Origin of the sequence: Leclercia barmai, from assembly GCF_049312895.1 — a bacterium.
Taxonomy (GTDB): domain Bacteria; phylum Pseudomonadota; class Gammaproteobacteria; order Enterobacterales; family Enterobacteriaceae; genus Enterobacter; species Enterobacter barmai.
The window spans coordinates 804,564-827,766 of sequence record NZ_JBMNWZ010000001.1 but is presented as its reverse complement, the minus strand read 5'-3'; the positions used below and the strand labels follow the sequence as shown (position 1 = coordinate 827,766).

At 56.7% G+C, this 23,203-nt stretch carries 20 protein-coding genes; 10 read left to right on the top strand and 10 right to left on the bottom strand.

Annotated features, from left to right (window positions below; genetic code table 11):
• Window positions 1–17: 17 nt before the first annotated feature.
• Window positions 18–527 (top strand): SOS-induced cell division inhibitor SulA, encoded by a 510-nt coding sequence (sulA, locus tag ACOYA6_RS03770; RefSeq protein ID WP_422654067.1) that lies wholly within the window; start codon window positions 18–20, stop codon window positions 525–527.
• Window positions 528–882: 355 nt separating this feature from the next.
• Window positions 883–1,935 (top strand): porin OmpA, encoded by a 1,053-nt coding sequence (ompA, locus tag ACOYA6_RS03765; RefSeq protein WP_138369420.1) that lies wholly within the window; start codon window positions 883–885, stop codon window positions 1,933–1,935.
• A 66-nt stretch (window positions 1,936–2,001) separates the two neighbouring features.
• On the opposite strand, the gene matP is transcribed toward ompA, so the two are convergent.
• Window positions 2,002–2,457, bottom strand: coding sequence for a macrodomain Ter protein MatP (gene matP, locus ACOYA6_RS03760; RefSeq protein ID WP_039029443.1), 456 nt, complete (start codon window positions 2,455–2,457; stop codon window positions 2,002–2,004).
• A 186-nt stretch (window positions 2,458–2,643) separates the two neighbouring features.
• On the opposite strand from matP, the gene ACOYA6_RS03755 reads away from it, so the two are divergent.
• Both ACOYA6_RS03755 and fabA read left to right on the top strand, forming a co-directional pair.
• Complete coding sequence (locus ACOYA6_RS03755) at window positions 2,644–4,404, top strand: AAA family ATPase (RefSeq protein WP_422654066.1); 1,761 nt, start codon at window positions 2,644–2,646, stop codon at window positions 4,402–4,404.
• A gap of 68 nt (window positions 4,405–4,472) precedes the next feature.
• Window positions 4,473–4,991, top strand: a complete 519-nt coding sequence (gene fabA, locus ACOYA6_RS03750; RefSeq protein ID WP_039029445.1) for a bifunctional 3-hydroxydecanoyl-ACP dehydratase/trans-2-decenoyl-ACP isomerase — start codon at window positions 4,473–4,475, stop codon at window positions 4,989–4,991.
• A 73-nt stretch (window positions 4,992–5,064) separates the two neighbouring features.
• On the opposite strand, the gene rmf is transcribed toward fabA, so the two are convergent.
• From rmf to rlmKL, 6 genes are all read right to left on the bottom strand, one after another.
• Entirely contained in the window at window positions 5,065–5,232 is a 168-nt protein-coding gene (rmf, locus tag ACOYA6_RS03745; RefSeq protein WP_032617397.1) for a ribosome modulation factor, read from the bottom strand.
• Window positions 5,233–5,487: 255 nt separating this feature from the next.
• Entirely contained in the window at window positions 5,488–6,051 is a 564-nt protein-coding gene (gene pqiC, locus ACOYA6_RS03740) for a membrane integrity-associated transporter subunit PqiC (RefSeq protein ID WP_039029446.1), read from the bottom strand.
• The gene (pqiB, locus tag ACOYA6_RS03735; protein ID WP_138369422.1) at window positions 6,051–7,688 is read right to left on the bottom strand and encodes an intermembrane transport protein PqiB; all 1,638 of its coding nucleotides are present in this window, start codon (window positions 7,686–7,688) and stop codon (window positions 6,051–6,053) included. The genes pqiC and pqiB overlap by 1 nt, the downstream gene beginning before the upstream one ends.
• A gap of 4 nt (window positions 7,689–7,692) precedes the next feature.
• Complete coding sequence (gene pqiA / locus ACOYA6_RS03730) at window positions 7,693–8,946, bottom strand: membrane integrity-associated transporter subunit PqiA (protein WP_039029448.1); 1,254 nt, start codon at window positions 8,944–8,946, stop codon at window positions 7,693–7,695.
• Between the two features lie 18 nt (window positions 8,947–8,964).
• Window positions 8,965–10,872 carry an ABC transporter ATP-binding protein gene (locus ACOYA6_RS03725; protein WP_422654065.1) on the bottom strand — a complete coding sequence of 636 codons (1,908 nt, stop codon included), beginning with the start codon at window positions 10,870–10,872 and terminating at the stop codon, window positions 8,965–8,967.
• Between the two features lie 12 nt (window positions 10,873–10,884).
• On the bottom strand, window positions 10,885–12,993 hold the full coding sequence (rlmKL, locus tag ACOYA6_RS03720) for a bifunctional 23S rRNA (guanine(2069)-N(7))-methyltransferase RlmK/23S rRNA (guanine(2445)-N(2))-methyltransferase RlmL (protein ID WP_223075094.1): 2,109 nt from the start codon (window positions 12,991–12,993) through the stop codon (window positions 10,885–10,887).
• A gap of 99 nt (window positions 12,994–13,092) precedes the next feature.
• On the opposite strand from rlmKL, the gene ACOYA6_RS03715 reads away from it, so the two are divergent.
• A complete protein-coding gene (locus ACOYA6_RS03715; RefSeq protein ID WP_039029451.1) occupies window positions 13,093–14,202 on the top strand; it encodes a YcbX family protein in 1,110 nt (369 codons plus the stop codon).
• On the opposite strand, the gene zapC is transcribed toward ACOYA6_RS03715, so the two are convergent.
• Window positions 14,199–14,735, bottom strand: a complete 537-nt coding sequence (zapC, locus tag ACOYA6_RS03710; RefSeq protein ID WP_039029452.1) for a cell division protein ZapC — start codon at window positions 14,733–14,735, stop codon at window positions 14,199–14,201. The two genes, ACOYA6_RS03715 and zapC, sit on opposite strands and share 4 nt — an antisense overlap.
• Before the next feature lie 166 nt (window positions 14,736–14,901).
• Window positions 14,902–15,912, bottom strand: a complete 1,011-nt coding sequence (gene pyrD, locus ACOYA6_RS03705; RefSeq protein ID WP_039029453.1) for a quinone-dependent dihydroorotate dehydrogenase — start codon at window positions 15,910–15,912, stop codon at window positions 14,902–14,904.
• A gap of 248 nt (window positions 15,913–16,160) precedes the next feature.
• Between pyrD and ssuE the strand changes: the two genes are divergently transcribed.
• From ssuE to ssuB, 5 genes are read left to right on the top strand one after another with little or no spacing between them, the layout of a single operon-like run.
• The gene (gene ssuE / locus ACOYA6_RS03700; protein ID WP_039029454.1) at window positions 16,161–16,736 is read left to right on the top strand and encodes an NADPH-dependent FMN reductase; all 576 of its coding nucleotides are present in this window, start codon (window positions 16,161–16,163) and stop codon (window positions 16,734–16,736) included.
• The gene (locus ACOYA6_RS03695) at window positions 16,729–17,691 is read left to right on the top strand and encodes a sulfonate ABC transporter substrate-binding protein (RefSeq protein ID WP_039029455.1); all 963 of its coding nucleotides are present in this window, start codon (window positions 16,729–16,731) and stop codon (window positions 17,689–17,691) included. The genes ssuE and ACOYA6_RS03695 overlap by 8 nt, the downstream gene beginning before the upstream one ends.
• Window positions 17,688–18,833 (top strand): FMNH2-dependent alkanesulfonate monooxygenase, encoded by a 1,146-nt coding sequence (gene ssuD, locus ACOYA6_RS03690; protein ID WP_139564699.1) that lies wholly within the window; start codon window positions 17,688–17,690, stop codon window positions 18,831–18,833. The genes ACOYA6_RS03695 and ssuD overlap by 4 nt, the downstream gene beginning before the upstream one ends.
• A 9-nt stretch (window positions 18,834–18,842) precedes the next feature.
• A complete protein-coding gene (gene ssuC, locus ACOYA6_RS03685) occupies window positions 18,843–19,634 on the top strand; it encodes an aliphatic sulfonate ABC transporter permease SsuC (protein ID WP_039029457.1) in 792 nt (263 codons plus the stop codon).
• Window positions 19,631–20,398, top strand: coding sequence for an aliphatic sulfonates ABC transporter ATP-binding protein (gene ssuB, locus ACOYA6_RS03680; RefSeq protein ID WP_039029458.1), 768 nt, complete (start codon window positions 19,631–19,633; stop codon window positions 20,396–20,398). Before ssuC ends, ssuB begins: the two co-directional genes overlap by 4 nt.
• 155 nt (window positions 20,399–20,553) lie before the next feature.
• On the opposite strand, the gene pepN is transcribed toward ssuB, so the two are convergent.
• A complete protein-coding gene (gene pepN / locus ACOYA6_RS03675) occupies window positions 20,554–23,166 on the bottom strand; it encodes an aminopeptidase N (protein ID WP_422654064.1) in 2,613 nt (870 codons plus the stop codon).
• Window positions 23,167–23,203: the final 37 nt, after the last annotated feature.

Here is a 23,203-nt window from a genome sequence, read left to right as displayed (position 1 = left end):
ACAGGGCTGGATTGATTATGTACTCTTCAGGCTATGCAAACCGTTCAACAACTTTCTCTACTTCCGCTGGCAAAAGCGCGATGAACTCCGCGGCGCAAATGTCCATCGGGCTGATTAGTGAAGTGCTCTACCGTGAAGACCAGCCCATGATGACACAGCTGTTATTGCTGCCACTGTTGCAACAGCTTGGTCAGCAGTCGCGCTGGCAGTTGTGGCTCACGCCACAGCAGAAATTAAGTCGGGAATGGGTGCAATCCGTAGGCTTGCCGCTAACGAAAGTGATGCAGATTAGTCAGATGGATCCATGCCATACTGTAGACTCAATGGCGAGGGCGCTGCGTACCGGAAATTACAGCGTAGTGATTGGCTGGTTTACGCATGAGTTGACGGAATCGGAACAACACCGTCTGGCTGAAGCTGCCGAAGAAGGGAATGCACTCGGCTTCATTATGCGTCCCATTCGAATGAACACTTTGAGCAACGGACACCTTTCTGGGCTAAAAATTCACTCGAATTTGTATCATTGAGTAAAAATAAGAGTTTTCCTGGAATTTTTTTTGCCGTCTCTGTACGCCGTTGGTTCCCTGTGTAAAAGCCGCGAAAAGTCTTGTCTGCCGCGGCTTCCTCCATTTTAGCACGCCTCAAATTGCGCAATAAATGTTAAATATTGTGTATACAAAACTTTTTTTTTCATATGCCTGACGGAGTTCACACTTGTAAGTTTTCAGGTACGTTGTAGACTTTACATCGCCAGGGGTGCTCGGCCTAAACCGAAGATATCGGTAAGTTTTACTCTTTGTCCCCGCCCCCCGGTGAAGGATTTAACCGTGACTCTCATTGAGATTCTCATGGCGATTTTTGGATGATAACGAGGCGCAAAAAATGAAAAAGACAGCTATCGCGATTGCAGTGGCACTGGCAGGTTTCGCTACCGTAGCGCAGGCCGCTCCAAAAGATAATACCTGGTACGCAGGTGGTAAACTGGGCTGGTCTCAGTTCCACGACACCGGCTGGTATAACGACGCTCTGAACAACGACGGCCCAACTCACGAAAGCCAGCTGGGCGCAGGCGCGTTCGGTGGTTATCAGGTTAACCCGTACGTTGGTTTCGAAATGGGTTACGACTGGCTGGGCCGTATGCCTTACAAAGGCGACAACGTTAACGGCGCATTCAAAGCTCAAGGCGTTCAGCTGACTGCTAAACTGGGCTACCCAGTAAATGACGCTGTAGACATCTACACCCGTCTGGGCGGCATGGTATGGCGTGCAGACTCCAGCAACAGCATCGCTGGCGACGACCACGACACTGGCGTATCCCCAGTATTCGCTGGTGGCGTTGAGTGGGCTATGACCCGTGACATCGCTACCCGTCTGGAATACCAGTGGGTTAACAACATCGGCGACGGCAACACCGTTGGTGTTCGTCCAGACAACGGCATGCTGAGCGTAGGTGTTTCTTACCGCTTCGGTCAGGCTGAGCCAGCACCAGTTGTTGCTCCAGCTCCAGCACCAGCTCCAGAAGTACAGACCAAGCACTTCACTCTGAAGTCTGACGTTCTGTTCAACTTCAACAAAGCAACTCTGAAACCAGAAGGCCAGCAGGCACTGGATCAGCTGTACACCCAGCTGAGCAACCTGGATCCGAAAGACGGTTCCGTAGTGGTTCTGGGCTTCACCGACCGTATCGGTTCTGACGCTTACAACCAGGGTCTGTCTGAGAAACGTGCTCAGTCCGTTGTTGATTACCTGATCTCTAAAGGTATCCCGGCTAACAAGATCTCCCCACGTGGTATGGGCGAATCTAACCCAGTTACCGGTTCTACCTGTGACAACGTGAAACCTCGCGCTGCACTGATCGACTGCCTGGCTCCAGATCGTCGCGTAGAGATCGAAGTTAAAGGCATCAAAGACGTTGTAACTCAGCCAGCGGCATAAGTTATCGTCTGACAAAAAACCCCGCCATGTTGCGGGGTTTTTTATTGCCTGAAGAAAAGGAGAACGCTACTTCTTTCCGGCCAGCAGCGCCTGGAGATCGGTTTTCAGGGTCGACATCTGACTGGCGTACTTCTCTTTATGTTCCGCATCTTCAATCAGCTGCACGATGGTTTCTGACAGGGTTTTCCCGCGTCGCTGGGCAAGGCCAGCCAGACGCTGCCAGACCATAAACTCCAGATCGATCGACTTCTTACGGGTATGCTGGTGCTCAGCGTTGAAATGCCGCTTACGCCGCGCACGGATAGTCTGCTTCATTCGGTTCAGTAATGCAGGATTGATATGCTTTTCAATCCAGCTATTGACCAGAATGGGTTCATTTTCGAGGGTCAGCAATAAATCTACAGCTTCTTTTGCAGCACTGGCTTCGAGGTAGCACGTGATCAACTCCCCTTCACGGTGTTTTTTGACCAGATACTTCCATTTCCAGCCGCTTTCGAGATTTTCCAGTTGTTGGTATTTCATTGCGATCTCAGTGTGACCGTGTAACTGTGTTCAGAATATCAGTTTTTTGGCAATCTGCTGAAAAGAAATCATATCCTGTGACGCGCGGTAACGCATTCATGCCCGGAAACTCCCATTCCCTCATGTGCAGAGCCTGCGCCTTACGGTATACTCCATCGTTTTACATCTGACTAAAAAACATCAACTTTGACCATTACGAAACTTGCATGGCGTGACCTTGTTCCGGATACAGATAGCTATCAGGAACTGTTTGCACAGCCAGATCTCGCGAAAGAACACGAATACATCCTCAGCGACACTCAGCCCCGTTTGCATTACGCGCTGGAGCAGATGTTAAGCCCATGGACAACCTCACCATTCATGTTGTTGAAAGCGCCAGACGAAGCGGAGTATCTGAGTCTTCTGGCGGATGCCGTACGGCAGTTGCAGCCAGAAGCCGGAACGGTCTTTGGTGGTGAATACAGCATTAAAGGGCACACCGTTACCTTTGCACCCGCTACCGTACCCGATGGCCGTTTTGCTGTCACCGGCAACGTCATCCAGGCGGGCTGGACAGAAGCAGAGCAGTTGTTCGGCTGCTTGCGCCAGTTTAACGGTGAGTTGACCCTGCATCCTGGTCTGGTTCATCAGGCCAACGGCGGCGTGCTGATCATCTCCCTGCGTTCGCTGCTTGCACAGCCCCTGCTGTGGATGCGCCTGAAAAATATCGTTAGCCAGCAGCGCTTTGACTGGGTTGGCTGGGATGAGTCGCGCCCTCTTCCGGTCGCCGTGCCGTCGATGCCGCTCTCCCTGAAAGTCGTCCTGACAGGCGATCGCGAAGCGCTGGCTGATTTCCAGGAGATGGAGCCCGAGCTGGCTGATCAGGTGGTCTACAGCGAATTTGAAGAGAGCACCCAAATTGCGGATGCCGAAGACATGCAGCAGTGGCTGCAGTGGGTTTACGCCGTCTGCCAACGCGCGCAGCTGCCAACGCCTGCTGCGGATGCATGGCCGGTGCTGATTCGCGAAGCGGTCCGCTATACCGGCGATCAGGAGACACTGCCGCTTTGCCCTCTCTGGCTTGGCAAGCAGCTGCGTGAAGCCGCTGCCATGACCGAAGACGATACGGTGAACGGCGAGCAGCTCTCCCAAATGCTGGTGCAGCGCGAGTGGCGCGAAGGCTATCTCGCCGATCGTATGCAGGATGAGATCCTGCTCGAGCAGATCCTGGTCGAAACCGAAGGCGAATGCGTGGGACAGATTAACGCCCTTTCGGTGATTGAATTCCCTGGCCATCCGCGCGCCTTTGGCGAGCCGTCGCGTATCAGTTGCGTGGTGCACATTGGTGACGGTGAATTTATCGATGTCGAACGTAAAGCAGAGCTGGGCGGGAACATTCATGCCAAGGGCATGATGATCATGCAGGCTTTCCTGATGTCGGAGCTACAGCTTGAGCAGCAGCTCCCGTTTACCGCCTCGCTGACCTTTGAGCAGTCCTACAGCGAAGTGGATGGCGACAGTGCGTCAATGGCTGAACTGTGCGCACTTATCAGCGCCCTGGCCGATGTGCCGGTGAATCAAAGCATTGCTATTACCGGCTCTGTAGACCAGTTTGGCCGCGCGCAGCCGGTCGGCGGGCTGAATGAGAAGATCGAAGGCTTCTTTAATATTTGCCAGCAGCGTGGGCTGAGCGGTAAACAGGGCGTGATCATTCCACTGGCGAACGTGCGCCACCTCAGCCTGAGTCAGGAGCTGCTGAAAGCGGTCGAAGAGGAACAATTCAGCCTCTGGGCCATCGAAGATATTGCTGATGCGCTACCCTTACTGACAAACCTGGTGTGGGGTGCCGAAGGGCAGACATCACTGATGCAAACCATCCAGGAACGCATTGCGCAGGCAACGCAGCAGGAAGCACGTCATCGTTATCCCTGGCCGTTACGCTGGTTGAACTGGTTCACGCCAAACTGATCGGACTTGTTCAGCGTACACGTGTTAGCTATCCTGCGTCCTTCACTAAAATAAGGCTTACTGAGAACATGGTAGATAAACGCGAATCCTATACAAAAGAAGATCTTCTTGCCTCTGGTCGCGGTGAACTGTTTGGCGCTAAAGGCCCACAGTTACCGGCCCCGAACATGCTGATGATGGACCGTGTCGTGAAGATGACGGAAACCGGCGGCAACTTCGATAAGGGTTACGTAGAAGCAGAGCTCGATATCAACCCGGACCTGTGGTTCTTCGGTTGCCACTTTATTGGCGATCCGGTAATGCCAGGCTGTCTGGGTCTGGACGCGATGTGGCAGCTGGTTGGTTTCTACCTCGGCTGGCTGGGCGGCGAAGGCAAAGGCCGCGCCCTGGGCGTGGGCGAAGTGAAATTCACCGGTCAGGTTCTGCCGACCGCGAAGAAAGTCACCTACCGTATTCACTTCAAACGCATTGTTAACCGTCGCCTGATCATGGGCCTGGCGGATGGCGAAGTGCTGGTTGATGGTCGTCTGATCTACTCCGCAACTGACCTGAAAGTGGGTCTGTTCCAGGATACCTCCGCATTCTGATTTTTACTTTTCTCAAAGCATAAAACAGCGAAACCTCCGCACTGCGGAGGTTTCTTTTCTTAAAGAGACGCTATCAAGCAAGTACTGCCCTGTCTCCGATGGCTTCTCGCCAGCCCCCTAACCATTGCGACCTTTGATTGATGGTCTGATAGGGACACATTTCTTTAGAACGTCCGGCGATGCCAGCCTGATAACCACGTTGATGAGCCCTTTCAAGGCGATCTCGTTTCTGTCTCTTCATGCCTCGTTTCCCTCATTATTTGATCTGGTGGAAAAGAAAACAGTGATTACAAAACATGCAATCACGACTAACGAATACCGCGAATCCCGCTTAGCGTCAATGCGCAAAATTCACGCCAGTGTCATAAATGTGACCTATACAAAAGTTCATTTGTACAAAAACTGTGATGCGGCACAAGTAACCGCCTGAGCTTCAAACGAAAAAAAAGCCGCAATTAGCATGACGCTAAATGCGGCCCGGTGCGATGAATTTTACTTATGGCTGACGGGAGATCTCCCTGGCAATACTGGCGGATTCCTGCGCCCAGCCCTGTGCCAGGACTTTCACCATCTCATCATAACCATCTTTCTGCTGTACCAGTTCCAGATGGAAAGGCCGCTTGATCAGCTGACCCTGATGGTTCAACAGCCACTCCCCGCTGATGATAACTCTGCCATCGTAACGCCCGTGGAAATTGGTCACGTTGACGTTGAGCGTATCCTGGTCGCTGCCCAACGGCTGCGATGCCACCACCCACCCCGGCAGCTGGCTGCCCAGATTGGCGACCAGCGTATTACGCAGCTGCTGATCCAGCGGGCTGGCCCACAGGTTGTTGTTGGCGATGACATACTGCACATCGCTGGTTTGATAGACCACGCCATTGCCGGCAAGGTAGTCAGGCACGGCCACCTGCTCTACCCACAGCAGGCGATTCCCCTGGCTGGCGATACTCTGCCCGCCCGCCTGCGCTGCCACCGGCAGCTGGTAGTAGCTCTTGTTCTCGGAAGAGCTACAGGCGGACAGGAGCGCCACTGCGGTGATAATTAGCCATTTTTTCATTATTTAGCCCCCTTCGGCTCAGGGTCCTTTTTGTCTTTTGCTTCGAATACCAGCGCATTGCTCTTCGTATTCAGCGTTTTCAGCACCGGCTGGAGTTCGCGCAGAACCTGATCGAGGCGCTGCATATCCGCCACCATCTTGTTGTACGCGGCGGAGCCCGGCTGGAAGCCCTGCATACTGCGGTTCAACTCACGCAGGGTTTTCTGCATGTCCTGCGGCAGTTGCTGCATCGACTGGCTGGCGGTCAGCTTGTTCAGGTTATCCAGCGTGGCCTGCAGACGGCGCATCGTCGCCTGGCTTTCGCTAAGCGTATTGGTTGCCTGCTGAATCATCGGATTGAGCGGCAGGCTGTTGATCTTATCCAGCGTCTCCATCAGACGCTGCTGGATCTGCGCCAGGCCACTGCTCACGGTCGGGATGATTTTATAGCCGCCAAACTCGCGGATCTCTTTAACCGGTGGCTCTTTCGGGAAGAAGTCCATATCCACGTACAGCGCTCCGGTCACCAGGTTACCGGTTTTGAGCGAGCCGCGCAGGCCACGCTTCATCAACCCGTCGATATGCTCAGCGATATCAGGCGTATCACCAACCTGATTAATCAGGCGCTCTGGCTCGATGCGGATCAGCACAGGAATACGGTAATCGTCATCGAGCACCTGACGCAGGCCCGGCGCGAAGAACGGCACCTTACCGACGGTTCCGAGACGGATACCACGGAATTCAACCGGCGCGCCCGGCTGCAGGCCGCGGACCGAATCCTTGAAGAACATCAGGTAGTCGATATGGTCGGTATAGAGCGAATCCTGAATGCTCTTCTGATCGTCATAGAGCCTGAACGCGGTCTGTTGCGCCACCGGCTGGCCCTGATCCATGCCTTCCGGCACGTCAAAGCTCACTCCGCCGCCGAACAGCGTGGAGAGGGAACCCATCTCGACGCGCATGCCTGCGGAGGTTAAGTCAACGGCGATGCCGCTATCCTTCCAGAAGCGTACATTGCCGGTGACCAGGCGATCGTTTGGCGCACTAATAAACAGCTGATAGCTGATGGTGCGCTTCTGGGCGTCGAAGGTGCTGGTTTCCACCGATCCCACACGATAACCGCGGAACAGCACCGGATCGCCCGGGCTGAGCTGGCCCGCTTTTTTACTGTCGAGGGTTATACGGATGCCCTTCGCATCCGGCGGCGCCAGCGGCGGAGAGTCCAGCAGCTGATAATTCTCCGGCTGCGAGCCCTTTTTCCCCGGTTGAAGTTCGATGTAGGCCCCGGATAGCAGGGTTCCCAGACCACTAATGCCTTCACGGCCCACCTGCGGTTTCACCACCCAGAATACCGAGTCGCCATGGAGCAGCTTTTCCATGCCAGCATTGAGGCGGGCTTTAATTTCTACATGCGTCAGATCGTCGGTCAGGGTGGCGCTTTCGACAACGCCCACATCCACGCTGCGGCTTTTGATGGTGGTTTTACCGCCCTCAATGCCCTCGGCGTTGGTGGTGATGAGCGTCACTTCCGGGCCCTGATGGCTGTAATGATAAAACAGGATCCATGCACCGATCAGCGCCGTCACGATGGGAAAAATCCACACCGGCGACCAGTTTCTGACCTTCTGCACTTTCGCCTCTCCACTCTTATTTTCCATGCTTTTATTCATCCTCATGGCTCGGCTCTGACTCACGATCCCACGATAACCGCGGATCGAAGGTCATGGCCGCAAACATGGTCATAATAACGACCAATGCAAACATCACCGCTCCGATGGCGGGATAGATGCTCATTAATCCTCCCATACGCACCAGCGCAGAGAGTACGGCAATCACAAACACGTCAATCATTGACCAGCGTCCGACAAACTCCACAACCTCATAAATCAGATGCATGCGCTCGCTGTCGCGCTTGCCGTGCCCTTTGGCATCCCAGCAGAGCCAGGCAATGGCAATCATTTTGAGCGTCGGTACCATGATGCTGGCGATAAAGATCACCAGCGCCACCGGATAGGAGCCTTCCCCCCACAGCAACACCACCCCGGCCATGATGGTCGACGGCATTTTGTCGCCCAGTAGATCGGTGATCATAATCGGCAGAATGTTGGCGGGAAGATAGAGAATCATCGACGTGATAAGCAGCGCCATCGTCCACTGCAGGCTGTTTTTACGCCGCACGTGCCCTTTGGTTTCGCAGCGCGGGCAGATCTCCTGGTTGGCCGGGAGGATAGCCGTGCAGCACGGACACAGGCGCAGATTCTGATTAATACCCGGTACCCCGGCTTTCAGCGTCTGATGCAGTACGGGCGCAGGGGCGATGTCGTCCCACGCCCAGCGGCGATCAACGCACTGAAAAGCGCGTAACTGGAGGATGCAATACAGGCACCAGGGGATAAAGCTGAGGCCCACTCCGACATCACCGTAGGCCATTAGCTTAACGAAGCTCACCAGAATACCGGCGAGGAAGATCTCCGCCATTCCCCAGCTTTTTAACTGGAAGAGGATCCGCGCCAGCCTGATTTTCAGCGCCATAGGCATCACGACGCGGTTGACGAGCAGCAGGATCACCACCAGGCAAAATGCCGGGACGATCTGAACGAAGAGCATAAAGAACGTGCCGAGGCTGGCGTAATCTTCTGAGAACATCACGCCGGGTATCTCCAGCAAATGCACTTCGCTGGTGATGCCCCCCACTTTCATATAAATGAAAGGAAAGAGGTTGGAGAGTAACAGCATGAACAGCGCAGCAAAAGCATACGCGGTGGGACGCTGCCGCGGCGCGTCCCACTCAGTTGTCAGCGTTGTCCCGCAGCGCGGGCATGCCGCTTTGTGCCCATGCTCGAGCGCGGGAAGCGCCACGAGCATGTCGCACTGTGAGCATAAAATATGCCGATCGGCATGGTGATGTTCACACATACTGGCTCCATGGTTAACTTATGCGCCGTTTTTCAGAGCCTCAAGATATTCCCAGCGTTCAAATGCTTCTTCCAGCGCCTGCTCAACCTGGGCCATATCGGCCAGGACTTTTTGAGTATAGTCATGCGGCTGGCTAAAGAATGACGCGTCGGCCACCTGAGCCTGCAAACTTTCCAGACTGGCTTCGAGCTCTTCCAGACGCAGCGGCAGGCCTTCCAGTTCGCGCTGAAGGTTATAGCTTAATTTATTACTGCCGCGTTTGATGTTTTCTGCTTTTGTAACAGCAACTTCCGCTTCAACCTTCGCTTTTGACTGTTTTGTCGCCTGCGATTGCGCCTGCTGTCCGCGGGCATCATGGTAGCCGCCCACATACTGACCAATGCGGCCCTGGCCTTCAAAGATCCAGCACTCGGTGACGGTGTTATCCACGAACTGACGATCGTGGCTCACCAACATCACGGTTCCCTGATAACTATCAATCAGTTCTTCCAGAAGTTCCAGCGTTTCGACATCAAGATCGTTGGTCGGTTCGTCAAGGATCAGCAGGTTGCTGGGTTTCAGGAACAAACGCGCCAGTAACAGGCGGTTACGCTCCCCGCCGGAGAGGGCGCGCACCGGCGTCATTGCCCGTTTCGGATGGAACAGGAAGTCCTGCAGATAGCCCAGCACGTGGCGCGGCTTACCGTTCACCATCACTTCCTGCTTACCTTCGGCAAGGTTGTCCATCACCGTTCTGTCCGGGTCCAGCTCTGCGCGGTGCTGGTCGAAGTAGGCGACTTCCAGCTTGGTTCCGCAGTGGATGCGGCCGCTGTCGGCCTTAAGTTGATCCAGCATCAGCTTCAGCAGCGTGGTTTTACCGCAGCCGTTCGGGCCGATAAGGGCGATTTTGTCCCCGCGCTGCACCTGGGCGGAGAAGTCCTTCACCAGCACTTTGCCATCAACCTGGTAGTTGACGTGTTCCATCTCGAAGACGATTTTGCCTGAGCGGCTCGCCTCTTCGACCTGCATCTTCGCGCTGCCCATCACTTCGCGGCGTTCACTGCGCTCGCGGCGCATCGCTTTCAGGGCGCGAACGCGACCTTCGTTACGGGTACGACGTGCTTTAATACCCTGACGGATCCACACCTCTTCCTGGGCGAGTTTGCGGTCGAACTCGGCATTTTGCAGCTCCTCAACGCGCAGGTTTTCCTCTTTCTCCAGCAGGTAGGTGTCGTAGTCGCCGGGATAGGTCACCAGCTTGCCGCGATCGAGATCGACAATGCGGGTCGCCATGTTGCGAATAAACGAACGGTCGTGCGAGATAAAGATGATGGTGCCGTTGAAGGTTTTCAGGAACCCTTCCAGCCAGTCGATGGTTTCGATATCCAGGTGGTTCGTCGGTTCATCGAGCAGCAGCACTTTCGGCCCGCTGACCAGCGCCCGGCCCAGCGCGGCCTTACGCAGCCAGCCGCCGGAGAGCGAGCCCAGCGGCATGTCCGCTTCCAGACCTAATTGCGCCAGCACTTCGTTGATGCGGTTTTCCAGCTGCCACAGGCCGTGGTGATCCAGCAGCTCCTGCAGGCGCGCCATCTCATTGAGGTTTTTGGTGCTCGGGTCGGTCATGACCAGATGCGAGATCTCGTGATAGCTCTTCAGATACTCGGCCTGCTCTTCGATGCCTTCGGCAACAAAGTCGTAGACGCTGCCCTGAACGTTACGCGGCGGATCCTGTTGCAGACGCGCCACAATCAGATCCTGTTCATAGATAATGCGCCCGTCGTCCAGCCCCTGCTCGCGATTCAGGATCTTCATCAGCGTCGATTTACCGGCGCCGTTACGGCCTACCAGACAGACACGTTCGTTATCTTCGATATGCAGTTCAGCATTATCGAGAAGCGGCGCGTCGCTGAACGACAGCCACGCCCCATGCATACTAATTAATGACATTTACTTTTCCTTTCAGGCCGCGGTAATCAGCCAGCAGTTGTGGATCTGACGGTTACGGGCAAAATCCTGGGACAGGGTTTTTTGACTGATCTCTTGTGCTTTCAGCCCCAGTTTTTCCAGCCCTTCGTGATCCATGCGGAATCCGCGTTTGTTGTTCGAGAACATGATGGTGCCGCCTTTACGCAGCATACGTTTCAGGTCTTTCATCAGCGTTAAATGGTCGCGCTGGACATCAAAAGACTCTTCCATGCGTTTGGAGTTGGAGAAGGTTGGCGGATCGATAAAGATCAGATCGAACTGCTCTTCAGATTCACGCAGCCAGCCCAGCACATCGGCCTGCAGCAGACGGTGCGCGCGGCCGGTCAGGCCGTTGAGGCGCAGGTTGCGCTCTGCCCACTCCAGATAGGTGCGGGACATGTCCACGGTAGTGGTGGTACGCGCGCCGCCCAGACCCGCGTGCACGCTGGCGCTGCCGGTATAGGAGAAGAGGTTCAGGAAGTCCTTGCCTTTGCTCATCTGACCCAGCATACGACGGGCGATGCGGTGGTCGAGGAACAGGCCGGTATCGAGATAGTCGGTGAGGTTCACCCACAGGCGCGCGTTGTATTCGCCCACTTCGATAAACTCGCCCTTGCTGTTCATTTTCTCGTACTGGTTTTTGCCTTTCTGACGCTCACGGGTTTTGAGGATCAGCTTGTTCGGGGCAATATTCAGCACGCTGATGGTCGCGGCAATAATATCCAGCATACGCTGACGGGCTTTCTGCGGATCGATGGTTTTTGGCGGAGCATACTCCTGCACCACCACCCAGTCGCCGTAACGGTCGACCGCCACGTTGTACTCCGGCAGATCGGCGTCATACAGGCGATAGCATTCGATGCCTTCCTGCTTCGCCCATTTTTCAAATTTCTTCAGATTCTTACGCAGACGGTTAGCGTAATCTTCCGCGATGCTGGACGGCTTGCTGTCGGCCTCTTTCTCGGCCAGATGGTAGTTCTTCTGCACGCAGTCCAGCGGGCCGTTTTTGGCTTTGAACTGGCGCTCGGCGCGCAGCTGCAGGCAGCTCAGCAGCTCTGGCGAGGCGCTGAACAGGGAGAGATTCCAGCCGCCAAACAGATCCTTCATGGTGCGCCCCAGCAGGCTGTGCAGGGCAATCAGCGCTGGCTCGCTGTCCAGACGTTCGCCGTAAGGCGGGTTGCTGATCACCGTGCCGTACGGGCCTTTTGGCAGCGGGTTAGTGAGCTGAGAAACGTCTTTTACCTCGAAGGCAATCAGATCGCCGATCCCGGCGCGACGGGCGTTGCTGCGCGCGCGTTCAATCACGCGGGCGTCGCTGTCAGAGCCGTAGAAGCGGGATTCATAGACCGCCAGCCCGGCACGGGCGCGGGTCTGGGCTTCGGCTTTCACTTCCTGCCAGACTGCTTCGTCGTGATGTGCCCAGCCTTTGAAACCCCACGCGCCACGATGCAGGCCCGGCGCACGGTCGGTCGCCAGCATCGCCGCTTCGATCAGCAGCGTGCCGGAACCACACATGGGATCCAGCAGCGGCGTGCCCGGCTGCCAGCCGGAACGCATCACGATGGCGGCCGCCAGGTTCTCTTTGATTGGCGCGATACCGGCACGATCGCGGTAGCCGCGCTGGTGCAGGCCTTCGCCACAGAGATCCAGCGCAATGCTGGCAATCTCTTTATTCAGGCGAACGTTGATACGCAGATCCGGGTTTTCACGATCGACGTTCGGACGCTCCAGATTTTTACGGGTGAAGCAGTCGACGATGGCATCTTTGACCTTCAGCGCGCCGTACTGGCTGTTGCGGATCTCGTCATTCAGGCCGCTGAAGTGGACGGCAAAAGTGGCACCCGGCGCAAAAATCTCTGTCCAGTCGATAGTCTGCACGCCCAGGTAAAGATCGAGATCGCTGTAAACCTTGCACTCTCTCATCGGCAACATGATGCGTGAGGCCAGGCGACTCCACATCAGGCTCTGGTAAATAAGCCGTGTGTCGCCCTGAAAATGGACACCACCCTGAACCACCTGGCACTCTTGTGCACCCAGGCTTTCCAGTTCAGTTTTTAACAGCTCTTCCAGCCCACGGGCCGTACTGGCAAACAGAGAATTCATATCGTCACTTTTACTCTAAGAAAATTGCTGCGCATTATAGCCAATCTGGGCTCTATGTCATAAAGTTGAGGGCTTATTTTCATTTTAGGGGGCGGTGCCGTGGCGACGTTATCCAGGCTTTTCATTCATCCGGTTAAATCCATGCGCGGTATTGGGCTCACTCATGCCCTCGCAGACATGAGCGGCTTTGCCTTTGACCGCATTTTTATGGTCACCGAACCGGACGGCACGTTCATTACCGCACGCCAGTTCCCGCAAATGGTTCGCTTCACGCCGGTGCCGGTGCATGACGGTCTGCATCTCACCGCGCCGGATGGTTCCAGTAGTATCGTCCGCTTCAGCGACTTTGCGCCAGCAGACGCCCCCACCGAAGTCTGGGGCAACCACTTTACCGCCCGCATTGCCCCGGACGAGATTAACCGCTGGCTGAGCGAGTTCTTTTCGCGCCCGGTCCAGCTCCGTTGGGTGGGGCCTGAGCTGACGCGCCGCGTGGAGAAGTTTGCCGCAGTGCCGCTGTCGTTTGCCGACGGGTTCCCCTTCCTGCTGACCAACGAGGCCTCGCTGCGCGATCTGCAACAGCGCTGCCCGGCCAGCGTGCAGATGGAGCAGTTCCGCCCTAACCTGGTGGTGACCGGCGCGGCCGCGTGGGAAGAAGACACCTGGAAAACGATCCGCATCGGCGACGTGATTTTCGATGTGGTGAAACCGTGCAGCCGCTGCATCTTTACCACCGTCAGCCCGGAAAAGGGGCAGAAGCACCCGGCCGGCGAACCGCTGAAGACCCTGCAATCCTTCCGCACCGCGCAGGATAACGGCGATGTCGATTTTGGGCAGAACCTGATCCCACGCTCCAGCGGGGTGATCCGCGTGGGCGATGAGGTGGAGATCCTCTCGACCGGGCCGGGCCGTATTTACGGTGCTGGCGCCGAGGAAGAGCCCACTGAAGTGGAAACCCAGCCCGCAACGGCGGTGACTATCCAGTGGCAAGGGCAGACCATTCGGGGCAACAATCAGCAGGTATTACTGGAGCAGCTTGAACAGGCCGGTATTCGCGTGCCCTATTCCTGTCGTGCGGGGATCTGCGGATGCTGTCGCATCACGCTGGTAGAAGGTGAAGTGAGTGCACTGAAGAAATCAGCCATTGGCAGCGACGGCACCATTCTGTGCTGCAGCTGCGTACCTAAAACGTCGTTACAGCTCGAAGCCTAAACGGCCTGCTCGAGGCTGAAGCTGACCGGTTGCGGTTTCAGCCTGTCGTTCATCACTTTAATCGGGTCCCCCAGCTGCATGGTGCGCCCGGCGATAGTTACCGCCGGCTGCGCCAGTAAACAGAGCGCGGCGTTGTCGCCTGGCTCCACTACCAGCAAATTCACCTGCTCGGCATTCTCGCTCAGGCTGACGCACGCGGCATCACCGGTGACCGGCGTCCAGCGCCCACCGTGAGCAAGAAAGTGCCAGCTTTTTGGCATCTGAGGTTTAAGGAAGCGGATCGCCACCAGCGCATTGAGCACCAGTTCGGCGCGTTGTTCTTTAGAGAGGTCCAGATCCCGACATTTCTCTTCAAAAGAGAAATAGAGCGCGGCATCGTCGACGCAAAAACCGGTATCGGCAAAGGCGTCCGGGGTTAACATCCGGCGGGCAAAACGCGAGCGGAACAGCATACCATTAGCCAGATCGAGCATCATACGATCGTGCTCTTCGCAGAAATACCATCGCCAGTTATCGTCAGGTTTAATTCGCATCTGTCTCTCCCGTTCCCGAAACGTCCTGTAGTAAGAAAGTCCTTATTGCCGCTTCGCTTTTTAACTTCAATAATAAAAGACTACAATGTCTAATAAAGCAACAGTCCGGGAATATAAAACAACCAGAGCTGGAAATAAAGCCCTGGTTGTCAATAGCGATAAAAGATTAGATATGATTAACGATTTCTTTAATCAGCGGCGGGCCTTTAAAAATAAAGCCTGAATATATCTGAACAAGCGAAGCGCCAGCGGCCATTTTTTCCCGGGCAGCCATCACCGAATCAATCCCGCCCACGCCAATAATCGGCAGGCGACCCATTAACTCCTGCGACAGGCGACGGATAATTTCGGTGCTTTTTAACTGTACCGGACGTCCGCTCAACCCACCCATTTCGTCGCAATGTTTCATCCCCTGAACCAGAGAACGATCGAGCGTAGTATTGGTGGCAATAACGCCATCAATATTATGGCGAACTAAACTGTCGGCTACCTGAATCAGCTCTTCTTCTGTCAGATCCGGGGCAATTTTAACGGCCACCGGGACATATTTATGGTGCGTCGCCTGCAGTTCATTTTGCTTATTTTTGATGGCGACCAATAAGTCATCCAGCGCTTCACCGTATTGCAGAGTGCGCAGACCCGGGGTGTTAGGCGATGAGATATTCACCGCAATATACCCGGCGTAAGCATAGACTTTCTCCATACAGATCAGATAGTCATCTTTGCCCTGCTCTACCGGCGTGTCTTTATTTTTGCCGATATTAATGCCTAATACGCCGTCGAAATGGGCTTTCTTCACATTCTCGACCAGGTGATCGACGCCGAGATTATTGAACCCCATGCGGTTGATCAGCCCTTCGGCCTCGACCAGGCGGAACAGGCGTGGCTTGTCGTTACCCGGCTGCGGACGCGGCGTGACTGTGCCAATTTCAATGGAGCCGAAGCCCATCGCACCCAGCGCATCAATACATTCGCCATTTTTATCCAGACCTGCCGCCAGACCCAGAGGGTTTTTAAAAGTTAACCCCATGCAGGTGACCGGCTTCTCCATCACTTTCTGGCGCACCAGCGCTTCGAGCGGGGTTCCCGTAATACGGCGTAATTGCTGGAATGTAAATTCATGAGCGCGCTCAGGATCGAGCTGGAAAAGGGCTTTACGAACGAAGGGGTAGTACATGAACTCTCCTGGATTCCCGGTGTGCAAACCGGGGGCGTATTATCTGCGATCGCAGCGGGAAAGGGAATTGACCTGAGGCAAAAAAAGCCGCATGCCGCGCAATCGTTTACTTTTCATCCCTCCTTTATTCATTTTCTGGCATTTCACTTGCGGATAAATCATTTAGTGGAATAAGCCAGCGGTGCCACACTGCCAACAAATGTTATCAATGTTAGATAAAAGCAAACAATTGGTTATAAGGAGCATGTATGCGCGTCATTACGTTGGCCGGCAGTCCGCGATTCCCTTCCCGCTCCAGCGCGCTGCTGGAGTATGCCCGGGAGCAGCTTACCTCTCTGGATGTGGAGGTGTTCCACTGGAACCTGCATAATTTTGCCCCGGAAGATCTGCTCTATGCCCGCTTCGACAGCCCGGCGCTGAAGACCCTCAATGAACAACTGAAGGATGCCGATGGGCTGATTGTCGCCACCCCGGTGTATAAAGCCTCGTTTTCCGGTGCGCTGAAAACCCTGCTGGACCTGCTCCCGGAGCGCGCGCTGGAGGGCAAAATCGTGCTGCCGCTGGCGACAGGCGGCACCGTAGCCCATCTGCTGGCGGTGGATTACGCCCTGAAGCCGGTGCTCAACGCCCTGAAAGCCCAGGAGATCCTCCACGGCGTGTTTGCCGACGATTCTCAGGTGATCGACTACCAGCACAAGCCGCACTTTACCCCGAACCTGCAAACCCGCCTCGACAGCGCGCTGGAGACCTTCTGGCAGGCGCTGCATCGCCGCGACGTCGAGGTTCCTGCCTTTGGCCTTCAGAAAGGAGTCGCCCATGTTTAAATCTCTTGCCCGCCTTAGCCTGGCAGGCCTGGTGGCCCTCTCTGGCCTGGCGCACGCCGCAGAGCCCGCCCCTGAAAGCCTGCGTATTGGTTACCAGAAAGGCAGCGTCAGCATGGTGCTGGCGAAAAGCCATCAGCTGCTGGAAAAACGCTACCCGGACACCAGATTCTCCTGGGTGGAGTTCCCGGCAGGCCCGCAGATGCTCGAGGCGCTGAACGTGGGCAGTATCGATCTGGGCAGTACCGGTGACATCCCGCCGATCTTCGCTCAGGCCGCCGGGGCGGATCTGGTCTACGTTGGCGTTGAGCCGCCAAAGCCCAAAGCCGAAGTGATCCTGGTGCCTGAAAACAGCCCGATTAAAACCGTGGCGGATCTTAAAGGCCACAAGGTGGCTTTCCAGAAGGGTTCCAGCTCGCACAATCTTTTATTGCGTGCCCTGCAGCAGGCGGGACTGACCTTTAAAGATATTCAGCCGGTTTATCTTTCCCCGGCGGATGCCCGCGCCGCCTTCCAGCAAAATAATGTCGACGCCTGGGCTATCTGGGATCCCTACTACTCTGCCGCCCTGCTGCAGGGTGGCGTGAAGGTGCTGAAGGACGGTGAAACCCTGAAACAGACCGGCTCCTTCTACCTTGCCGCGCGTCCTTATGCGGAGAAAAACGGCGCATTTGTTCAGGGCGTACTGAATACCTTCAGCGAGGCAGACGCCCTTACCCAGAGTCAGCGTCAGGCCAGTATCGCACTGCTGGCAAAAACGATGGGTCTTCCGGAGCCGGTCATTGCCTCCTACCTTGACCATCGCCCGCCAACCGTCATCAAACCGGTGGATGCCAAAACCGCCGTGTTACAGCAGCAAACCGCCGACCTGTTTTACGAGAACCGCCTGGTACCGAAAAAAATCGATATTCGCGACCGCATCTGGCACCCCACTTCCTCTAAAGGAGATAAGTCATGAGTCTGAATCTGTTCTGGTTTTTACCTACCCACGGTGATGGTCACTATCTTGGCACCGAAGAGGGCGCCCGCCCGGTGGATCATGCTTATCTTCAGCAGATCGCCCAGGCCGCAGATCGGATTGGCTTTACCGGGGTGCTGATCCCCACCGGGCGCTCCTGCGAGGATGCGTGGCTGGTGGCGGCGTCGATGATCCCGGTGACCCAGCGCCTGAAGTTTCTGGTGGCCCTGCGTCCAAGCGTGACCTCCCCGACGGTGGCCGCACGTCAGGCCGCGACGCTGGATCGTCTGTCGAACGGACGCGCTCTGTTTAACCTGGTCACCGGCAGCGATCCGCAGGAGCTGGCGGGCGACGGCGTCTTCCTGGATCACACCGAGCGGTATGAAGCCTCTTCTGAGTTCACCCACGTCTGGCGTCGTCTGCTGGAGGGGGAGAACGTGACCTTCGAGGGCAAGCATATTCATGTCCGTGATGCTCAACTCTTCTTCCCGCCGGTTCAGCAGCCGCGTCCACCGCTCTATTTTGGTGGTTCGTCCGACGTTGCCCAGGACCTGGCTGCCGAACAGGTGGATCTCTACCTCACCTGGGGCGAGCCGCCGGCGCTGGTAAAAGAGAAGATTGAGCAGGTGCGCGCCAAAGCCGCGGCCCACGGTCGTAAGGTCCGGTTCGGGATCCGCCTGCACGTGATTGTCCGCGAAACCAACGAAGAGGCGTGGCAGGCCGCCGACCGTCTGATCTCCCATCTGGACGATGCGACCATTGCCAAAGCGCAGGCCGCCTTTGCCCGCACCGATTCTGTCGGGCAGCACCGGATGGCCTCCCTGCACAACGGCAAGCGAGAAAACCTGGAGATCAGCCCGAACCTGTGGGCGGGCGTGGGGCTGGTGCGCGGCGGCGCGGGGACCGCGCTGGTGGGCGATGGCCCGACGGTGGCGGCGCGTATTAATGAATATGCAGACCTCGGTATCGACAGCTTTATTCTTTCCGGTTATCCGCATCTGGAAGAGGCCTGGAAGGTGGGGGAACTGCTGTTCCCGCATCTGGATGTCGCCATCCCGGAAATCCCGCAGCCGCAGCGGCTGTTGCAGCAGGGCGAAGCGGTCGCTAACGAATTTATCCCGCGTAAAGTCGCCCAGAGCTAAGGAGTCACTATGGCTAATCCTTCCCAAAAATGGCTGCTGCGCATTGCGCCCTGGCTGCTCCCTGTCGGTATTGTGCTTATCTGGCAGCTGGCCTCCTCCGTGGGCTGGCTCTCAAGCCGCATACTGCCCTCACCCGAAGGCGTTGTGGAGGCCTTCTGGTCGCTGAGTTCAAGCGGAGAGCTGTGGCAGCATCTGGCGATCAGCTCCTGGCGCGCGGTGATTGGCTTTTCCATCGGCGGGACGATTGGCCTGACGCTCGGCCTGGTCAGCGGCCTCTCCCGCTGGGGCGAGCGTCTGCTGGACACCTCAATCCAGATGCTGCGTAACGTGCCGCATCTGGCGCTGATCCCGCTGGTGATCCTGTGGTTTGGCATCGATGAGACGGCGAAGATCTTCCTCGTCGCCCTCGGCACCCTGTTCCCGATCTATATCAATACCTGGCACGGGATCCGTAATATCGATCGCGGGCTGGTGGAGATGGCGCGCAGCTACGGCTTGTCCGGCTTCGCCCTGTTCATCCACGTCATCCTGCCGGGTGCCCTGCCCTCGATTATGGTGGGCGTGCGCTTTGCCCTGGGTCTGATGTGGCTGACGCTGATCGTGGCGGAAACTATCTCCGCCAACTCCGGCATCGGCTATCTGGCGATGAACGCACGCGAATTCCTGCAAACCGACGTCGTTGTGGTGGCCATTATTCTCTATGCCCTGCTCGGTAAACTTGCAGATGTCAGCGCCCAGTGGCTGGAACGAAGCTGGCTGCGCTGGAATCCAGCCTACGTTAAGAAGGAGGCACACGCATGAACACGGCTCGCTTAAATCAGGGTACGCCGCTGCTGTTAAATGGCGTGACCAAACGCTACGGCAATAACACCATTCTGAACGAACTGGAACTGCATATTCCCGCCGGACAGTTTGTGGCGGTGGTGGGCCGCAGCGGCGGTGGGAAAAGCACCCTGCTGCGCCTGCTGGCCGGGCTGGAGGCGCCGAATGGCGGCGAACTGCTGGCCGGGAATACTCCGCTGGCTGACATCCAGGATGATACCCGCATGATGTTCCAGGACGCGCGACTGCTGCCGTGGAAAACGGTGATAGATAACGTCGGGCTGGGGCTGAAAGGCAACTGGAAAGCATCCGCCCGCCAGGCGCTGGCCGCCGTCGGGCTGGACCATCGCGCCGAAGAGTGGCCTGCCGCCCTGTCCGGCGGACAGAAACAGCGCGTGGCGCTGGCCAGAGCGTTGATCCATCGCCCGGGACTGTTGCTGCTGGATGAGCCGCTGGGGGCGCTGGATGCGCTGACGCGGATCGAGATGCAGGATCTGATCGTCTCGTTATGGCAGGAGCATGGCTTTACGGTACTGCTGGTGACCCATGACGTGAGCGAAGCCGTCGCCATGGCTGACCGGGTGTTGCTGATTGAAGAGGGCAAGATTGGCCTGGATCTGACGGTGGATCTGCCTCGCCCTCGCCGGGTGGGATCCGCGCGACTGGCGGAGCTGGAAGCAGAGGTGCTGGATCGGGTGATGAAGCGTGGTGCCAGCGAGGTACCCGCCAGAAAGCACGGATAAAAAAAGCCGGGTAACTGCCTACGGTTATTTTTTGTAGGCCGGGTAAGGCAAAGCCGCCACCCGGCACTGCTGTGCGGCCTGATGCCCGGTGGCGCTACGCTTACCGGGCCTACAGGATCACTGCCCGGTAAGCGTAGCGCCACCGGGCATTTCTTTTAAGCTAACGCCTTACTGATCTTCTCGTACAGATCCCCGGACAGGTTCTCCAGCCCTTTCAGCTGCTCCAGCGCGGCACGCATCTTCGCCTGACGTCTGGCGTCATAGCGTTTCAGACGGATCAGCGGCTCAATCAGACGCGACGCCACCTGCGGGTTACGGCTGTTAAGTTCGGTCAGCATCTCCACCATAAACTGGTAGCCGCTGCCATCTTCCGCATGGAAGGCAGCCGGGTTGCTGCTGGCAAACGCGCCAATCAGGGAACGGACGCGGTTCGGGTTGCTCATTGTGAATGAACGGTGGTTGAGCAGGCTGCGCACCTTGTTCACCACATCGGCCGCCGGGCTGGTGGACTGCAGAATAAACCACTTGTCCATCACCAGGCCGTCCTGATGCCACTTGTCGTCGTACTCCTGCATCAGGGCATCGCGGCAAGGCAGTTCAGCGGCGACGCTCGCGGCCAACGCAGCCAGGGCGTCGGTCATGTTGTCGGCCGTGTGATACTGCTTGCTCACCAGTTCGTCGGCGAGCGCCGTTTCCCCAAACGCCAGATAGCGCAGGCAGGTGTTACGCAGCGCACGCTTGCCGATGTCGGCATGCTCAACGCGATACGCATCCAGTTTGTGGTAGTTGTAAACCGCCAGGAACTCATCCGCCAGCTCAGCGGCCAGAGTACGGGTCAGGGCTTCACGCACGGCCACAATCGCAATCGGGTCGATAATGTCGAACAGCTCGGCGATTTCAGTCGCCGACGGCAGGGTCAGGATTTCAGCCGCCAGCGCCGGGTCAATCTTCTCATCCAGCAGGATCGCGCGGAAGGCATCAGCAACATGGGCCGGCAATGACAGCGGCTGCCCCTGCTGATGACGGTTCACGTTCAGCTTGATGTAGGTTGCCAGCAGGCTCTGGGCCGCATCCCAGCGGGAGAAGTCATTGCGCGCGTAACGCATCAGGAAGGTGAGCTGCTGATCGCTCCACTTGTACTCGAGCTTGACCGGCGCGGAGAACTCGCACAGCAGCGCAGGTACCGGCTGGAAGTAGACGTTATCGAAGACAAACGTCTGCTCGGCCTGCGTCACGTTGAGCACGTTGTGCACCGGGTGCCCGCCTTTCTTCAGCAGGATCACCTTGCCTTCGCTGTCATACAGCTCAATGGCGAACGGAATGTGCAGTGGGTGCTTCTCTTCCTGCTCGGCCGTTGGCGGCGTGCGCTGGCTGATGGTCAGCGTGTACTGCTCGGTTTCCGGGTTGTAGTCGTCTTTGACGGTAACAACTGGCGTACCGGCCTGGCTGTACCAGCGGCGGAAATGGGACAGATCGACGTTAGACGCATCTTCCATCGCCTGGACAAAATCGTCGCAGGTGGCGGCACTGCCGTCATGACGTTCGAAATAGAGCTGCATCCCTTTCTGGAAATTCACCTCGCCCAGCAGGGTGTGGATCATGCGGATGATTTCAGAACCCTTTTCATACACCGTCAGGGTGTAGAAGTTGTTCATCTCGATCACTTTGTCCGGACGGATCGGGTGCGCCATCGGGCTGGCGTCCTCAGCAAACTGCAGGCCACGCATGGTGCGTACGTTGTTGATGCGGTTAACCGCCCGCGAGCCGAGGTCGGAGCTGAACTCCTGATCGCGGAAGACGGTCAGGCCCTCTTTCAGGCTTAACTGGAACCAGTCGCGGCAGGTCACGCGGTTGCCGGTCCAGTTATGGAAATATTCGTGACCGATGACGCGCTCGATATCGAGGTAGTCTTTATCGGTGGCGGTATCGGTACGCGCCAGCACGTATTTGGAGTTAAAGACGTTGAGGCCTTTGTTTTCCATCGCGCCCATATTGAAGAAGTCGACGGCGACGATCATATAGATGTCGAGGTCGTACTCGAGACCGAAACGCTCTTCATCCCATTTCATGGAGTTGATAAGCGAGGTCATCGCCCATGGGGCACGGTCGAGGTTGCCGCGGTCGACAAACAGTTCCAGCGCCACTTCGCGGCCTGAACGGGTGGTGAAGGTGTCGCGCAGAACGTCAAAATCACCCGCCACCAGCGCAAACAGGTAGCAGGGTTTCGGGAACGGATCCTGCCACTGCACCCAGTGACGGCCATTCTCCAGCTCGCCCTCACCCACCCGGTTGCCGTTGGAAAGCAGGAACGGATAGGTAGCTTTATCGGCGATGATTTTAGTGGTGAAGCGGGCCAGCACGTCAGGGCGGTCGAGATACCAGGTGATGTGACGGAAACCTTCGGCTTCACACTGGGTACAGAGCGCTACGCCCGACTGGTACAGACCTTCCAGCGCGGTGTTGGACGCCGGACTGATCTCGTTAACGATGCGTAAGGTAAAACGCTCCGGCAGATTATCCAGCACCAGCTGGTTATCTTCTTCTTTATAGTCGGTCCATGGAGCGTCGTTCACATGCACCGACACTAAGGTCAGGTCTTCACCATCAAGACGCAGCGGCACCGCCGTGGCGTTATGGCGCGTTACCTGGCTGACCGCCGTGACAACGGTTTTTGTGGCATCCAGGTCAAAAGTCAGATCGATATCGCTAATCAGGTAATCCGGCGCACGGTAGTCGTGGCGGTATTTGGCTTGAGGCTGTTGTGTCATAGAAAACCTTTTGCATCGTTTGTCGAATAACGAGTCA

Coding starts and splice junctions, on each gene's coding strand:
- fabA (WP_039029445.1), top strand. CDS start 4,473: ATGGTAGATAAACGCGAATCCTATACAAAAGAAGATCTTCTTGCCTCT.
- ssuE (WP_039029454.1), top strand. CDS start 16,161: ATGCGCGTCATTACGTTGGCCGGCAGTCCGCGATTCCCTTCCCGCTCC.
- ompA (WP_138369420.1), top strand. CDS start 883: ATGAAAAAGACAGCTATCGCGATTGCAGTGGCACTGGCAGGTTTCGCT.
- pepN (WP_422654064.1), bottom strand. CDS start 23,166: ATGACACAACAGCCTCAAGCCAAATACCGCCACGACTACCGTGCGCCG.
- matP (WP_039029443.1), bottom strand. CDS start 2,457: ATGAAATACCAACAACTGGAAAATCTCGAAAGCGGCTGGAAATGGAAG.
- rlmKL (WP_223075094.1), bottom strand. CDS start 12,993: ATGAATTCTCTGTTTGCCAGTACGGCCCGTGGGCTGGAAGAGCTGTTA.
- pqiB (WP_138369422.1), bottom strand. CDS start 7,688: ATGGAAAATAAGAGTGGAGAGGCGAAAGTGCAGAAGGTCAGAAACTGG.
- ssuC (WP_039029457.1), top strand. CDS start 18,843: ATGGCTAATCCTTCCCAAAAATGGCTGCTGCGCATTGCGCCCTGGCTG.
- ACOYA6_RS03725 (WP_422654065.1), bottom strand. CDS start 10,872: ATGTCATTAATTAGTATGCATGGGGCGTGGCTGTCGTTCAGCGACGCG.
- pqiA (WP_039029448.1), bottom strand. CDS start 8,946: ATGTGTGAACATCACCATGCCGATCGGCATATTTTATGCTCACAGTGC.
- zapC (WP_039029452.1), bottom strand. CDS start 14,735: ATGCGAATTAAACCTGACGATAACTGGCGATGGTATTTCTGCGAAGAG.
- pyrD (WP_039029453.1), bottom strand. CDS start 15,912: ATGTACTACCCCTTCGTTCGTAAAGCCCTTTTCCAGCTCGATCCTGAG.
- sulA (WP_422654067.1), top strand. CDS start 18: ATGTACTCTTCAGGCTATGCAAACCGTTCAACAACTTTCTCTACTTCC.
- rmf (WP_032617397.1), bottom strand. CDS start 5,232: ATGAAGAGACAGAAACGAGATCGCCTTGAAAGGGCTCATCAACGTGGT.
- ssuD (WP_139564699.1), top strand. CDS start 17,688: ATGAGTCTGAATCTGTTCTGGTTTTTACCTACCCACGGTGATGGTCAC.
- pqiC (WP_039029446.1), bottom strand. CDS start 6,051: ATGAAAAAATGGCTAATTATCACCGCAGTGGCGCTCCTGTCCGCCTGT.
- ACOYA6_RS03695 (WP_039029455.1), top strand. CDS start 16,729: ATGTTTAAATCTCTTGCCCGCCTTAGCCTGGCAGGCCTGGTGGCCCTC.
- ssuB (WP_039029458.1), top strand. CDS start 19,631: ATGAACACGGCTCGCTTAAATCAGGGTACGCCGCTGCTGTTAAATGGC.